Raw genomic sequence first — 14,123 nt, 5'->3', positions numbered from 1 at the left:
TTGAGTGCCGCCTTCAGGAAAACACGTTACAATCGGTTGTTGGCGGCTGTGCAATGGAACAAATTCTGGCTTTGCTGAACACGGAAACCATGTTAAGCGGGCCATGACTGTGAATGGTCACCCTGAAATGCAGGCCGTCATATTGCGTGAGTGCAATAGGATCGGAACCTGAAACGGGGAGAACGGGTTTGCCCGCATCGGCGCTGAACAAGCGGCGGTCGCAGGTTTTTAACAGGGTGCGGATGCCGATCGGGCATTCGATAAAGACAAAGGTCGAGGAAACCGACATGAGCGATATCGCAGAACGCGTTAAGAAAATTGTTATTGACCACCTCGGCGTCGACGCCGACAAAGTCGTCGAAGGCGCAAGCTTCATCGACGATCTCGGTGCGGACTCGCTCGACACCGTCGAACTGGTCATGGCTTTCGAGGAAGAATTCGGCGTTGAGATCCCTGACGACGCTGCCGATTCCATCCTGACCGTCGGCGACGCTGTGAAGTTCATCGAGAAGGCCCAGGCCTGATCAACCCGACATAGTGGGGATGACGCCGCAAGGCAGGTCCCGAAAACGGCCCGCTTGTTCGGGCCGTTTCAGCAATTGGGGTTTAGGCCCCTGAAAATCGAGAAAAAGCTATAGGGTAGGGCACTGGCGATGAGACGGGTCGTTATCACCGGTACCGGCATGGTATCTCCTCTCGGATGCGGAACGGAAGTCAGCTGGTCGCGCTTGCTGGCCGGCGAGAACTCCGCCCGCGTCGTCACCGAATTCGAGGTCGAAGACCTTCCCGCAAAGATCGCCTGCCGCATTCCTGTCGGCGACGGTTCCGATGGCACGTTCAACGTGGACCAGTGGATGGAGCCGAAGGAACAGCGCAAGGTCGATCCCTTCATCATCTACGGCGTGGCCGCCGCCGAAATGGCGCTCGAAGATGCCGGCTGGCATCCGAAAACCGACGAGGACCAGATCGCCACCGGCGTGCTGATCGGTTCGGGCATCGGCGGCCTCGAAGGCATTGTCGAGGCGGGCTATACGCTGCGCGACAAGGGTCCGCGCCGCATCTCGCCCTTCTTCATTCCCGGCCGGCTGATCAATCTCGTCTCCGGCCAGGTGTCGATCCGCCACAAGCTGCGCGGTCCGAACCATGCCGTCGTCACGGCCTGTTCCACCGGCGCGCACGCGATCGGCGACGCGGCCCGGATGATCGCCTTCGGCGATGCCGAGGTGATGGTCGCCGGCGGTGCGGAATCGCCGATCTGCCGCATTTCGCTGGCCGGCTTCGCCGCCTGCAAGGCGCTTTCGACCCAGCACAACGACGATCCGCAGAAGGCCTCGCGCCCGTATGACCGCGACCGCGACGGTTTCGTCATGGGCGAGGGCGCCGGCATCGTGGTTCTGGAAGAGCTGGAACATGCCAAGGCCCGCGGCGCCAAGATCTATGCGGAAGTGGTCGGCTACGGCATGTCCGGCGACGCCTTCCACATCACCGCGCCTTCGGAAGACGGCGACGGTGCGTTCCGCTGCATGACCGCGGCGCTGAAGCGTGCGGGTCTCGCGGCGTCTGACGTCGATTACATCAACGCCCACGGCACCTCGACCATGGCCGACACGATCGAGCTCGGCGCGGTCGAGCGTCTGGTCGGCAACGCCGCCTCGAAGATCTCCATGTCGTCGACCAAGTCGGCGATCGGCCATCTTCTCGGTGCTGCCGGTGCGGTGGAGGCGATCTTCTCGGCGCTCGCCATTCGCGACAACATCGCTCCGCCGACGCTCAACCTCGACAATCCCGATGTCGAGACGGCGATCGACCTCGTGCCTCACAAGGCGCGCAAGCGCGAGATCAACGTCGCGCTGTCGAACTCCTTCGGTTTCGGCGGCACCAACGCATCTCTCGTGCTGCGCCGCTACGAAGCCTGATCCTTGGGACCTGATCTTTCGGGGCCGGATTTATAGGGCGTCGATTGTTTCGGGCATCGAAACATATGCCGGCTGGACTCGCGAGCCGGCTCGTATCATCTTCTGGACCTGTTTTTCGCCGCATTGGTTGGCCAAACAGCGGGTTGCAAGTCTTTGAGTCTGTAGGGGGCGTTAACCCCGGGGGGCGCGGTTGAACGATACGAATCATGTCAGTGAATTGCCGCCCGGCAATGGCAGAGGGCCGATTATTCCGAAATCGCCGAACGAGGCCCTGAAGCCCGAACGCGTTCCGGAACCGCCCCGCCGTTCCAAGAAGGCACGCAGCCAGGTCGTCATCTTCCTGAATTTCGTGATGACCATGGTCGTCGTTCTCTGCGTGATCGGGGTTGCCGGCTTCTACTACATGATCTCGGCCTTCCAGCAGCCGGGCCCGCTCGAAGCCAACACCCATTTCATGGTCCGCCCCGGCAACGGGCTTGCGGAAATCGCCACAAATCTCGAACGCAACGGCATCATCTCCGACGCACGCGTCTTCCGCTACGTGACGGCGACCTACCTGCGCAAGGGCGAGACGCTGAAGGCCGGCGAATACGAGATCAAGGCGCGCGCCTCCATGAAGGACATCATGGGCATCCTGGAATCGGGCAAGTCGATCCTCTATTCGGTCGTCATGCCGGAGGGCCTGACGGTGCGCCAGATGATGCTGCGTCTCGCCGAAGATGCGGTGCTCGAAGGCGACCTGCCGTCAGAACTGCCGGCCGAGGGAAGCTTGAGACCCGATACCTACAAGTTCTCGCGCGGCAGCAAGCGCGCCGACATCATCCAGCAGATGCGGGTTGCGCAGCAGAAGATGGTCGACCAGATCTGGGAGCGTCGCGACCCGGACCTGCCGATCAAGACCAAGGAAGAATTCGTCGTGCTCGCCTCGATCGTCGAGAAGGAGACCGGCAAGGAAGACGAGCGCGCCCATGTGGCCTCCGTCTTCATCAACCGGCTGCAGCGCGGCATGCGCCTGCAATCGGACCCGACGATCGTCTACGGCATTTTCGGCGGCGAGGGAAAACCCTCCGACCGGCCGATCTTCAAGTCGGACCTTGCCAAGCAGACGCCCTATAACACCTACCAGATCAAGGGCCTGCCGCCGACGCCGATCTCCAATCCCGGCCGTGCCGCCCTCGAGGCCGTCGCCAATCCCTGGCGGACCAAGGACCTCTATTTCGTGGCCGACGGCACCGGCGGACATGTGTTCGCCGCGACGCTCGAGGAACACAATGCCAACGTCCGTCGTTGGCGTAGAATGGAGTCCGAGCGCGCCGCCAACCCGGAAGTGGTGGACGGCCAGCCGGACGGCGACGAAGCGGAAAAGCCGCCGAAGAGCAACTGACCGCTTCCCGAAAGCATGATCTGGAGACACCGATGACATTGCAGTCCATGACCGGTTTTGCCCGCAGCGAAGGCACGAGCGGGCGCAACCGTTATGCATGGGAACTGCGCTCGGTGAATGGCAAGGGCCTCGATATAAGGCTGCGCCTGCCGCCGGGTCTCGAACGGCTGGAGCCGGACGTCCGCCGGGTGATCTCTGAGAAATTTTCGCGCGGAAATCTGCAGGCGACCCTTACCCTCACCGTTGCCGAGACCAAGGTGGAAGCGGTGCTGAACCGCGATGCGCTGGCAGCCGTGATGGCGCTGCGCGCCGAACTGGGCGATCTCGTCGATCCTTCGCCGCTGAGGCTCGATACGCTGATGGGCATTCGCGGGCTTGTGGACATCCGCGAGGCGGAAGAGGACGAGGATACGGTCGCAGCCCGCGACACCGCGATCCTCGCGAGCCTCGACGAGGCGATCGGCCATCTGCAGCGGATGCGCGAGGGTGAGGGCACTGCGCTTGCAGCCGTTCTCAAAGGCCAGGTCGCCCGTATCGCCGAACTTGCCCAGGTCGTCGAGACCGACCCTTCCCGCACGCCGGAAGAGATCGCCCGCAAGCTGTCCTTCCAGCTCGCAGCGCTCCTCCAGGAGGCGCCGACGCTTGACCGGGACCGGTTGCATGCGGAAGCGGCCCTGCTTGCCACCAAGGCCGATCTGCGCGAAGAGATCGATCGGCTGAAGGCGCATGTGGCGGCCGCGGGCGAGCTTATCGACAAGGGCGGCCCGGTGGGTCGCCGGCTCGATTTCCTTGCACAGGAATTTAACCGGGAATCGAATACTATCTGTTCGAAGTCCAATTCGGCCGCGGTCACGTCCGCCGGCATCGAGTTGAAAGTCGTCATCGACCAGTTCCGCGAACAGGTCCAGAATCTGGAGTAAGACATGAGCCCGGCCCCATCGTCTCAGGGCAAAGCGTCCCCGGCCGTGAAGATCGCCCGGCGCGGATTGATGCTGGTTCTTTCCTCGCCGTCGGGTGCCGGCAAGTCGACGATCGCCCGCAATCTCCTGGATGCCGATCGCAGCCTCGAAATCTCGATCAGCGTCACAACCCGGGCCAAGCGGCCAAGCGAGATCGCCGACAAGCACTATCATTTCATCACCGTGCCGCAGTTCGAGAAGATGCGCGACGCCGGCGATCTGCTCGAATGGGCCGAGGTGCACGGCAATTTCTACGGCACCCCGCGCGAGCCCGTGGAACTGGCGATGAGCGAAGGCCGCGACATGCTGTTCGACATCGACTGGCAGGGCGCACGCCAGCTGCAGGAAAAGATGGCCGCCGACGTCGTCTCGATCTTCGTGCTGCCGCCGACGATGACCGAACTGCAGTCGCGCCTGCACCGCCGCGCCGAGGACTCCGAAGAAGTGATCCGCACGCGCCTCCTGAACTCGCGCGCCGAGATCGAGCACTGGCGGGAATACGACTACGTCATCGTCAACGACGACCTCGACGAGGCCTTCGGGCATGTCAGCTGCATCGTCAACGCCGAACGCATCCGCCGCGACCGCCGCCACGGCCTGTTCGATTTTGTGAGCGAGTTGCTGACGGAAGAGCCCGAGCTGTAGGAGGCTGTTGGGTTGCGCACCAAATGTGAGGGATGACGGGGCTGTTTTGCGCCATTTGCAGGGCGCGCAACCCCTTCGGGTCATGACGTTGCGTTGCACCATGTCCACACGCTCCAAGTGTTTCGCGTCACAATGATGGCGCGAGTAGACCGCTTGATCCGGTTCTGTATTATCCCTGTCTACTAGAGGTGACCGGGGGTTATTCATGAAATTTTTGCTTGCGGCATTCGCGGGTTTATTGCTGTTGACGGGCTGTCAGACATCTGTGCCGGAAAGCGTTGCATCGTCGCAGACGCCGCCGACGGATTCCGTGAAGCGGGAGGTGCTGAGAACTGCCTATCGCATGGGTTTCCGCGACCGGGATATCTACGGCGCGCAAATTTCCAGCGTCGTTCTGCTCAAGCCGGAGAAGAATATCTACGCCTTCTGCGTTTCCGGCTTTGGACGGCAGTATAATTATCCCGCCCGTTACGGCGTATCCATGCGCGACGGAAAGATTCTGGGCTACACGCTCGACGATATCCGTTGCCAGGACAGCCGCCTCAAATACTACCCGTTCCCCGAACTCAACAATCTCGGGCGGCAGTCGCCGGCCTGAACCCCCGCGCCTTAAATTTGAAGGATTTTGGTCGCGGTGGCAGCTTCGCGCCGATAGGAGACATGGCGCCGCCCGTCGATTATGGTCATGTTTCGACCTGTAGGAGACGGTAGCGGCTGATTTATAGTCTCCCGTAAGCAGTCATCCGCGGGGCACGCGGCACTTCCATTGGCGGACCGTATTGGAGAGCTCAATTGCAGACGGACGACGCTCCGACCTACCGCTTTACCGCGAAAGTCGAGATACATCATAAAAGCTCGCCAGGGATCACGATGGCCTACGTCATCGACGCCCAAGGCCTTTCGGTGACGCAAGGACGGTCCGTCAGACTCGTCCCATGGACTTCGTTTCGTTTCCTGCACCTTCACGTTACGAGTGGGGTCGGTACCACTGGGTTTCCAGTCCACAGCGCGCGTTTGCGGACGCTCTTCGCATCAAGGGAGCTGTCCTCGCTGGATTGGCAGGGAGAGACAGGCCTCGATCGATCCGCCGACTACGTTCGGTTCATGGCAGAACTGATTCCGTTTGCAGTCGCCCGTAACCCGCGTCTCCGCCTTCGATACGGCGGCGACCCTATGATGGAGGCGGCGGCCCCGATGGTGCTGACCTTCTTGATCCTACCGTTCGTCTTTATCCCACTTTTGATCTTCAAACCGCTCGGTGCTCTTGCTGCTGGTTGGAAAAAGCCGCTTGGCAAACTCGTGTTTGGGGCAATCAGCACGAGTTTTGGTGTAGTGCTGAACATGCTTCCCTGGTCCAGCGGTAAGCCGTTCAAGGCCGACGATCTGCCCATCGCAGAACTCCCGCCGAGATATCGGCAAGGTGGCGTCTGAAGACGTACCGATATGCCTGCGACGAGCTTCGAGGGTGAGACGGACGGCAGCTTATCGGTTGACGATCCTTCAAACCAGACTGTCCGAGAACCACCCCATCTCAGGCATGGAGTTGATCGGTCCTAAATGACCGGTTTGGGCCAAAAGCGGTCACTGCCGCCGCTCAGAGACAGTTCGCCAACCTTACGAACTCTTCCACCGACAGCGTCTCCGCCCGCCTCGCCGGGTCGATTCCGGCTTTCACCAATAGCGCTTCGCCGCCAAGCGATTTGACGCTCTGGCGCAGCATCTTGCGGCGCTGGCCGAAGGCGGCGTGGGTGACGCGTTCGAGTTTGGCGACGTCGCAGGGCAGGGGATTTTGGCACGGCGTCAGGTGCACGACCGTCGAGGTCACCTTCGGCGGCGGCGAGAACGCCTGCGGCGGCACGTCGAAGACCATGTGGGCGTCGGTGCGCCAGCCGGCGAGCACGCCGAGGCGGCCGTAGTGGTCGTCGTCCTCGTCGGCGACGATCCGCTGGCCGACTTCCTTCTGGAACATCAGCGTCAGGCTTTCCCAGAAGGGCGGCCATTGGTCGGGCGCGGGCAGCAGCCAGTTGATGAGAAGCTGGGTGCCGACATTGTAGGGCAGGTTGGCGATGATCTTGACCGGGCCTTCAGGCGCGAGCGCCGCAAAATCGGTCTTCAGCGCGTCGCCTTCGATCACCTCCAGTCGGCCGGGATAATGCTCGCCGATTTCGGCGAGTGCCGGCAGGCAGCGGCTGTCCCGCTCGACGGCAATCACCTTTTGGGCGCCGAGCGACAGGATTGCCCGGGTCAGGCCGCCGGGGCCGGGGCCGACCTCGAAGATGGTCGCATCGCCGAGCGGCCCAGCGCTGCGGGCGATCTTCTGGGTGAGATTGAGGTCGAGAAGAAAATTCTGGCCGAGCGCCTTTTTGGCGTCGAGCCCGTGACGCTGGATCACGTCCCGCAGCGGCGGCAAGCCGTCCAGAGTGGCCATCAGGCGGCTTTCGAAGTGAGAGCGAGATTGCCGGCGAGCTTGATCGCCTCGACGAGGCTGGTTTCGCGGGCCACGCCCTGGCCTGCGATACCGAATGCCGTGCCGTGGTCCGGCGAGGTGCGAATGAAGGGCAGGCCGAGCGTGACGTTGACGGACGTGTCGAAACCGAGCGCCTTGGCCGGGATCAGCGCCTGGTCGTGATACATGCAGATCGCCACGTCGTAACGGGCGCGTGCCTCGTCATGGAACATCGTGTCGGCCGGCAGCGGCCCGAAGACGTGCAGGCCCTCGGCCCGCAGCTTGAAGATCGCCGGATGGATGACGTCCTGGTCCTCGCGGCCGATTGCGCCATCCTCGCCCGCATGCGGGTTGAGGCCGGCAACCGCCAGCCGAGGCTTGTCGATGCCGAAGCGGGTCTTGAGATCGTGATGGGCGATGCGGCAGGTCTCGGCGATCAGGTCCGCGCTCAGCGCCGCGGGCACGTCTTTCAGCGGAATATGGATGGTCACCGGGATGGCCCGGAGTTTCGGCCCCGCCAGCATCATCACCGGCAGAATCTTCTTGCCGGTCGCGCGCTCGGCGAGGGTGGCCAGGAACTCCGTGTGGCCGGGGAACCCGAAGCCGGCCTGATAGAGAATGGATTTGGCGATCGGGTTGGTGACCGTGCCGGCGGCCTTGCCTTCGAGGGAGAGCGAAACGGCGGTCTCTATCGCCTGGATCGTCCCCTTGGCGGTCGCCACATGCGGTTGTCCGGCGGCGATTTCCGCGCCGGCCGGGATCGGCAGCACGGGCAGGGCGTCGCCAAAGATCGACATCGCGCTTTCGCTATCAGCCTCGCGGATCGGCACGTCGAGGCCGAGCATCACGGCGCGGGCCTTGAGCACGGCCGGATCGCCGAGGAAGACGAAAGGCGGCAGCTCGTATGCCTGGCGCGAGGCCCAGGCGACAAGCGTGATATCGGGGCCGATGCCGGCAGGATCGCCCTGGGTCAACGCAAGCGGACGGTCGAGTGGCATTACAGCTCCGAAAATGACTTAAGTGTCGAGATCAGCGATACTCGATCTGAGCCTTGCTGCGCAGGTCGTCGAGATATTTTTTGTCGTTGGGATCGGGAGCGCCCTTCTTCTCCTTGCCGAGATCCTCGGCGCGGAAGACGACTTCCGCCGCGAGATCGTCCGACACCTGGCGCTGTTTGCAGATGGCCAGGAACTCGACGCCGCGTTCGGTGACGCGGGTGCCGGTCGTGCCGCCATCGGCCGTCTTCTCGATCAGCGGCTTCCAATCGGCCGGCAGCTCGGGGGCGAGGACGCGGCCGAGGTCACGGATAGACACGTCCAGCATGGTCGCGGCGAAATCCTTCGATTGCTCGCAGCCCGGAAATTTGGAGCGCGCGGCGTTCGCTTCCTTCTGACGCTTGGCGAGAATGGCGTTGCGCTTGGCCGGCGGCACGACAAAAATCACCTGCTGCAGGAAATATTCGGTCGTGACCGGCTTTTCCTTGTTCTCCATCATGCGCTTGACGAGTTCCTGGCTCGACATGCGGCCGCGCGAACCGCCGTAGCGGGCGTTGACCAGTCGTGGCCAGCTCATCTGCACGGCGATGTAATTCTTGAAATGCTCGACCCCGACGCCGGCTTTTTCGAGGATCTGGCTCATCTGCGCCACGCTCAGCTTGTTGCCGGCGGCAAACCGCTCGAAGGCCTTGTCGACGTCCTCGGTGCTGACCGACATCTTCACGCGCGAAATTTCCTGGCGCTTCAGCGCTTCATCCACCAGCACCTCGCGCGCCGTCTTGGCATCTGCCTTCTGGCGCTGAAGGCGCAGGAAGGCGACGCGCCGGCCGACGTCGGTGCTGGTGATCGCCGTCCGGTTGACGACTGCTGAAACTTCGCTGGCGGCCTGCGCCTGCTGGGCGGCGGGCTGGATGACGACAGAGGCGGCCAAAGCGGCCGCAGCCAGCACCAGCTTGCGCGTTGCGGTCATTGCGAACATGATACCAATCCCTTTTCCCGCCCCGGTGGGCACTTGAGCCCGACCGGCCTCGCATTTCATACTCTATTTGCGACCGCTTGCACAATTCTTGCGGCGAAACGATGACGGTCAGCCGATCGGACAAGCCGCGACGTCAGTAGCGGTAGTCCTGATCGAAACCTTCGGTCGAGCCGACGCTGATATCGCCGAGCGTGCGGAAGCTCAGGCGGGCGCTGACGGTCCAGTCGTTGGCAGCCGTGTCCGACGGCTTGTCGGAATAGGCAACCGTAAAGATCGTGCACTCGTCCGCATAGCTGATGCCGATGCCGCGCCGGACCAGTTCCTTGTCCGCGAGATCCCAGGTCGCCGTGCCGGCAAGCGCCCAGTTTTCGTTGATCCGGAAGCTCATCGAATGCTTCAGCACGTCTTGCGCGTCGTCCGAACCGTATTCCGGCTGAGCATCGACCTGCGTGTAGACCAGCGAGCCGCTCACCCGCGGCGTCGTGTAGGAAAGCGAGGCATCGGTGCGCTTGATCGCGAATGTCTTCTCGTCGAAGCGGGCGTTTGCCCCGATCGTGAGGCCCAGCGGCAGATCGACGGCCGCCATCGCGACATAGTCGGACCGGCGCGTTTCGAGCCCGGAATTGGCGCCCGCCTGAACCAGGTCCTCGGTCGCGAACGAGTTCTGGCCGGCAATCTGGTAGGACTGGCCGACAATGCTGCGCACGCCGATGCCGTTGGCGAACGTGCCGGTATAACGGAGGCCGACATTGGCGCGCGTGCCGCCTTCGACACGGTCGAAGCCCGAGAACTTGTCGCGTTCGAAAAGGCTGGTGGCGTCGAAGACGAAGCTCTGGGCATCCTCGTTCGGCAATCCGCCGGCCATCTGCTCGTCGGGACGCGCGAAGATCTGCGCAATAGGCTCGATGATATGGCTGCTGTTTTCGGTGGTCAGCAGGATCGGATAACGGGCCTCGAGACCGGCCGTGAGCATGTAACGGCCGTTGGCGCCTTCAGACTCCATATCGCCGAAATAGGGCCCCGGCGTGCCGGAACCGGTATGGCGGATGCCGTCGCCGCGGGCGGCAAGGATCGGCGTCAGCAGCAGGCCGTCGAGCGTGTTGAAGGTGCGCTTCCATTCGGCTTCCACGGTCAGGCGGCTGTAGCTGCCTTCAAGACCCGGGAACCGATTGGTCGTGCCTTCCCTGTACCAGTCGTCTTCGCGACGGGACAGGTTGGTAATGTTGGAGGTGACCGAAAGCTCGCCGCCGAGGATCGGTTCCGGCGCGTAGTAGGTGTAGTCGAGCGAGGGATAGACGATCGCCTGCTGCTGCTCGGCCGTGTTGCTATAGGTGTCGTCCTGGATGTTGAAATAATAGTTGTGCAGGTCGAAATGGTTCCGCGTCCCCAGCCCGGTGAGATAGACGTCGTTGGTGAACGTGCCGCCGCCGACGCCGGTCAGCTTGTAGGTCCGCGAAAAGTTGTTGTCGCTCTGGGTCATGACGTTCCAGCCGAATGTCCAGCGCGGGTTGATCTTGAACTCGCCCTTGGAGGCGGCCATGAGGCGGTTGTCCGCAGCCCGGTCGCTGGTATTCGGATCGAAGGCTTCCGGATCGTTCTGATGGATCCCGGCGAAGCGGAACGTATGTTCGCCTGTCTCGAACTTGTTGCGGATCTCGCCCTGAAGCAGCAGCCCCTGATTGGAATAATAGGTAGGGCTGAGCGTCGCATCCATGCTCGGTGAGAACACGTGATAGTAGGGTACCGTCACGCCGAAGCCGAGATTGTCGCTCGCGCTGTACTGCGGGAACAGAAGGCCCGACTTGCGCTCGACCGTTTCGTCCGGCACCTCGATTGCAAAAGGCAGGCGACCGATCGGCAGGCCGAACAGTTCGAACTGGGCGTTTTCAAGCCGAATCGTATGGGTCTGGCCATTGCGGACCACCCGTTGCGCCTTGACCTGCCAGAGTGGAGCCTTGCCCGGCGTCTGGGCACAGGGAAGGCAGGCGGTGTAGACGGTATTGTTGAGCACCATCAGGTCACCGGGCTGGCGCTCGGCGCTCTCGGCGGCAAGACGGGTATTGTCTGTGGTCTCGACGCGAAGCGCGTTGATGAAACCTTCGCCGAAGCTGTCGGTGACGTCCATCTGTTCGGCATAGACGCGGCTGCCGCCCGGCTCGATCAGCTCGATATTGCCGGTCGCCATGACGCGGCCGCTCTTCTGATCGTACTGAACGCGCTGCGCAACCATCTTGTAGCGGTTATAATAGATCTGCACGCCACCGGTCGCGGTGACCACCTCGGCGTCCTGATTGTAGACGAGCTCATTGGCGCGCAACAGCATCTTGGCGCCGTCCGCTGCCTGAGGCACCAGACCCTGAGCCTGCACAACCGTTGCGGATACGCCAAATACGCATACAGACACACCTGTCAGCAGGGCGGCGGCGAGCCGTCTTATATGTTTGCGGTCACTTACCGCCACTAGCCATCCTCCTGATGAAGCAGAATCGTCGTCCCCAGTGCCGTCGCGACGATCACTGGAATCCAGACCGCCACGAAAGGAGGAATTGCCCCACTGCTTCCGAATGCCTTCACAAGCACCGTGACGACATAAAGCACGAAGCCAGAAACTATTCCACCCAGAATCACGGAGCGGGACTGGGCGAACCGACTGAATTTTAATGAGACTGTTGCAGCAATGAGAGTCATTGCCACGAGCAGGATCGGCAGGGAGAGCAGCGAGTGATACTGCGTCTCGAGCGCCTTTGTGGGAATGCCGAAAGATTTGCTGACCTCGATTTTTCTGGAAAGATCAAAAAACGCAACAGTATCAGGCTGCGCAAGACTCTCTTGGATATATTCCTGCTTCAACTTGGTGCGAACCTGTGCTGTCTCGCGACGCACTGGAATTTCGCCCGGCCGGTTTTCCAAAACCTCGTTAAGCAGCCAGTAACCATCTTCCAATTTTGCGGTCTTGGCGTCCTGCCGCATGATCACGCGGCCCTCCTTGTCGAACTGGAAAGCCACCACGTCGACAAGCAGAGTACCCTTCTCCTGATAGCTTTTGGCGCCGATGATCGTATCGTCGTCGCCGCTGATCTGACGGATCCAAGGAACGAAGGCAGATGCCCGGGAGCGGTTGCTCGCTTCGCGCCAGCTTGCCTCCATGGAAGCGGATTCGCGCTGCCCCCAGGCGGCGAGCGGATTGATCACAAGCAAGGTTGCGAGCCCGATCAGAAACGCTCCGATGACGAACGGCGAGATGAACTGCCAGACGGAAATGCCGGCGGCGCGCGTCACCACCAGTTCGTAGCGGCGGTTGAGTGCGATCAGCACCGTCATGCCGATAAACAGGCTGAGCGTCGGGATGGTCTGCTGCAGGATGAGCGGCACGCGCATGGCGGTCATCGCCAGCCCGGCCGAGACCGTGTAGCCGCTAAAGCCGGACATGCGGCGGCTGGTTTCGCTGAAGTCGGCGAGGAAGATGATGGCGCCCACGCCGAGCAGGAACCAGAGAGCTGTGATGATATAACGACGGAAGAAATACCGGCCGAGCGTCGTGAAGATCATGCCGTACCTCCGCCCGAAGTCCGCGAGGCTGGTATGCGCCGCTGCATGCTACTGGCGAGGCGCGACATGCCGCGAGCGATGAAGCGCGGCGCCGAGAACTGCCGGTTGGTGGCAAGCATGAAGATCGCAATCAGCGAGAAGACGATCGGCACCGCGTAGGGAAGCGGCGTGTAGAGCGGATGGCGTTCGACCATGTTGGTGGCCGAGAACCCGAGCCAGCGCACGCCGAAAGCGAGGAAAAGCGCGAACACCATCGGATGGACCCGGGTCTGCCGGTGCGAGCGGGTGCTGCCGGCAATGACCAGCGAGATCAGCGCGAAGGTGATCGGGAAAAGCCAGTCGGACAAGCGCCTGTGCAGTTCCGACCGATAGGCGTCCGGCGATTTCTGGTAGACCGGATCGTTCGGATCCGGGTTCAGAAGGAAGGCGAGGCTGCGGTCGGTCGAATATTGCGGCAGACCGCCTTCCGCCTTCGTCATCGCCGACAGATCGAAAGCGTAGGAGACGAACTTGATGATCGAGATGCGTCCGTCGGCGGATTTGCGGTGGACCTCGCCGTCACGCATGGTGAGCGAGGTACCGCTTTCGTCGATCGATCCCTCCCGGGCGTAATAGATGAGGTCGAAATTCGGGTCGCGGTAATCGACGACAAACAGGCCCTTGAGCACCCGGCCGGAATGGCGCTCCGAGATCTGCACGTAGAGTCCCGGCTCGATGCTGCGGAAGGTTTTTTCCTCGATGACCGAGGACAGCAGGTCGGCGTAAGCGGCGGCGACCATCTGGCGGGCCGCGACGCGAGACGGCGGCTCGACGAAATTCGTCACCAGGAACGAGAAGAGACTAAGCGCGAGCCCGAGCATCAGCACCGGCCGGTAAATGATGCTGCGCGACGCGCCGGCAGCGTCGATGACGGGCAGCTCCGAATCGTTGTTCATCGCCGTCAGCGTCTGGGTAATGCCGATGACGAGCGCGAAGGGCAGCACGACGGGGATGATGGTCGGCAGGATGAAGGTTGCAAGAGTCGCGAACGAGCCCATCGACTGGCCGGTATCGGTGACCAGGTTGATGCGTCCCAGCACCTGGATGGTCCAGATGATGGTGAGCACCGGCAGGAGCGTCACCAGAAACATCTGAAAAATCCGGCGCAATATGTAGACTTCGAGAAGCTTCATTCCGGCCTAGATACCTTGCACAACGTCACCCGGGGAATGGTGACAGCTGGTTACCCCGAGATGACGGTCGCGCCTATC

At 62.1% G+C, this 14,123-nt stretch carries 14 protein-coding genes; 7 read left to right on the top strand and 7 right to left on the bottom strand.

Annotated elements, in window-relative coordinates:
• Positions 1–13: 13 nt before the first annotated feature.
• On the bottom strand, positions 14–289 hold the full coding sequence (locus C5L10_RS33810; protein ID WP_172717177.1) for a hypothetical protein: 276 nt from the start codon (positions 287–289) through the stop codon (positions 14–16).
• Here C5L10_RS33810 and C5L10_RS25635 point away from each other — a divergent pair.
• The 7 genes from C5L10_RS25635 (at position 288) to C5L10_RS25605 (ending at position 6,335) form a co-directional block, all read left to right on the top strand.
• The gene (locus tag C5L10_RS25635; RefSeq protein ID WP_003502080.1) at positions 288–524 is read left to right on the top strand and encodes an acyl carrier protein; all 237 of its coding nucleotides are present in this window, start codon (positions 288–290) and stop codon (positions 522–524) included. The genes C5L10_RS33810 and C5L10_RS25635 overlap by 2 nt on opposite strands.
• A 129-nt stretch (positions 525–653) precedes the next feature.
• Positions 654–1,916 (top strand): beta-ketoacyl-ACP synthase II, encoded by a 1,263-nt coding sequence (gene fabF / locus C5L10_RS25630; protein ID WP_046636469.1) that lies wholly within the window; start codon positions 654–656, stop codon positions 1,914–1,916.
• Positions 1,917–2,106: 190 nt separating this feature from the next.
• A complete protein-coding gene (gene mltG / locus C5L10_RS25625) occupies positions 2,107–3,300 on the top strand; it encodes an endolytic transglycosylase MltG (RefSeq protein WP_046667866.1) in 1,194 nt (397 codons plus the stop codon).
• 32 nt (positions 3,301–3,332) lie between these two features.
• Positions 3,333–4,220 carry a YicC/YloC family endoribonuclease gene (locus C5L10_RS25620; RefSeq protein WP_105431962.1) on the top strand — a complete coding sequence of 296 codons (888 nt, stop codon included), beginning with the start codon at positions 3,333–3,335 and terminating at the stop codon, positions 4,218–4,220.
• A 3-nt stretch (positions 4,221–4,223) separates the two neighbouring features.
• Entirely contained in the window at positions 4,224–4,904 is a 681-nt protein-coding gene (gene gmk, locus C5L10_RS25615) for a guanylate kinase (RefSeq protein ID WP_046636472.1), read from the top strand.
• 205 nt (positions 4,905–5,109) lie between these two features.
• A complete protein-coding gene (locus C5L10_RS25610) occupies positions 5,110–5,502 on the top strand; it encodes a hypothetical protein (RefSeq protein ID WP_172717176.1) in 393 nt (130 codons plus the stop codon).
• Positions 5,503–5,696: 194 nt separating this feature from the next.
• On the top strand, positions 5,697–6,335 hold the full coding sequence (locus C5L10_RS25605; protein ID WP_172717175.1) for a hypothetical protein: 639 nt from the start codon (positions 5,697–5,699) through the stop codon (positions 6,333–6,335).
• A 163-nt stretch (positions 6,336–6,498) separates the two neighbouring features.
• On the opposite strand, the gene rsmA is transcribed toward C5L10_RS25605, so the two are convergent.
• From rsmA to lptF, 6 genes are all read right to left on the bottom strand, one after another.
• A complete protein-coding gene (rsmA, locus tag C5L10_RS25600) occupies positions 6,499–7,332 on the bottom strand; it encodes a 16S rRNA (adenine(1518)-N(6)/adenine(1519)-N(6))-dimethyltransferase RsmA (protein ID WP_105431960.1) in 834 nt (277 codons plus the stop codon).
• Positions 7,332–8,348: a 4-hydroxythreonine-4-phosphate dehydrogenase PdxA gene (pdxA, locus tag C5L10_RS25595; protein ID WP_105431959.1), complete on the bottom strand. Its 1,017-nt coding sequence runs from the start codon at positions 8,346–8,348 to the stop codon at positions 7,332–7,334. The genes rsmA and pdxA overlap by 1 nt, the downstream gene beginning before the upstream one ends.
• A gap of 31 nt (positions 8,349–8,379) precedes the next feature.
• On the bottom strand, positions 8,380–9,324 hold the full coding sequence (locus tag C5L10_RS25590) for a molecular chaperone SurA (RefSeq protein ID WP_105431958.1): 945 nt from the start codon (positions 9,322–9,324) through the stop codon (positions 8,380–8,382).
• A gap of 133 nt (positions 9,325–9,457) precedes the next feature.
• Positions 9,458–11,785 carry an LPS-assembly protein LptD gene (locus C5L10_RS25585; RefSeq protein ID WP_105431957.1) on the bottom strand — a complete coding sequence of 776 codons (2,328 nt, stop codon included), beginning with the start codon at positions 11,783–11,785 and terminating at the stop codon, positions 9,458–9,460.
• Positions 11,785–12,873: an LPS export ABC transporter permease LptG gene (lptG, locus tag C5L10_RS25580; protein ID WP_105431956.1), complete on the bottom strand. Its 1,089-nt coding sequence runs from the start codon at positions 12,871–12,873 to the stop codon at positions 11,785–11,787. Before lptG ends, C5L10_RS25585 begins: the two co-directional genes overlap by 1 nt.
• Entirely contained in the window at positions 12,870–14,045 is a 1,176-nt protein-coding gene (lptF, locus tag C5L10_RS25575) for an LPS export ABC transporter permease LptF (protein WP_105431955.1), read from the bottom strand. Before lptF ends, lptG begins: the two co-directional genes overlap by 4 nt.
• Positions 14,046–14,123 lie beyond the last annotated feature (78 nt).

The sequence above is a fragment of the Neorhizobium sp. T6_25 genome, assembly GCF_002968555.1.
Classification (GTDB): domain Bacteria; phylum Pseudomonadota; class Alphaproteobacteria; order Rhizobiales; family Rhizobiaceae; genus Neorhizobium.
The sequence above is the reverse complement of the archived record's forward strand: the minus strand, read 5'-3'. Positions and strand labels throughout refer to the sequence as shown.

Excerpts from the sequence above, each read along its gene's own strand:
- C5L10_RS25635 (WP_003502080.1), top strand. The coding sequence starts at position 288 with ATGAGCGATATCGCAGAACGCGTTAAGAAAATTGTTATTGACCACCTC.
- C5L10_RS33810 (WP_172717177.1), bottom strand. The coding sequence starts at position 289 with ATGTCGGTTTCCTCGACCTTTGTCTTTATCGAATGCCCGATCGGCATC.
- fabF (WP_046636469.1), top strand. The coding sequence starts at position 654 with ATGAGACGGGTCGTTATCACCGGTACCGGCATGGTATCTCCTCTCGGA.
- C5L10_RS25620 (WP_105431962.1), top strand. The coding sequence starts at position 3,333 with ATGACATTGCAGTCCATGACCGGTTTTGCCCGCAGCGAAGGCACGAGC.
- gmk (WP_046636472.1), top strand. The coding sequence starts at position 4,224 with ATGAGCCCGGCCCCATCGTCTCAGGGCAAAGCGTCCCCGGCCGTGAAG.
- C5L10_RS25610 (WP_172717176.1), top strand. The coding sequence starts at position 5,110 with ATGAAATTTTTGCTTGCGGCATTCGCGGGTTTATTGCTGTTGACGGGC.
- rsmA (WP_105431960.1), bottom strand. The coding sequence starts at position 7,332 with ATGGCCACTCTGGACGGCTTGCCGCCGCTGCGGGACGTGATCCAGCGT.
- pdxA (WP_105431959.1), bottom strand. The coding sequence starts at position 8,348 with ATGCCACTCGACCGTCCGCTTGCGTTGACCCAGGGCGATCCTGCCGGC.
- C5L10_RS25590 (WP_105431958.1), bottom strand. The coding sequence starts at position 9,324 with ATGTTCGCAATGACCGCAACGCGCAAGCTGGTGCTGGCTGCGGCCGCT.
- lptG (WP_105431956.1), bottom strand. The coding sequence starts at position 12,873 with ATGATCTTCACGACGCTCGGCCGGTATTTCTTCCGTCGTTATATCATC.
- lptF (WP_105431955.1), bottom strand. The coding sequence starts at position 14,045 with ATGAAGCTTCTCGAAGTCTACATATTGCGCCGGATTTTTCAGATGTTT.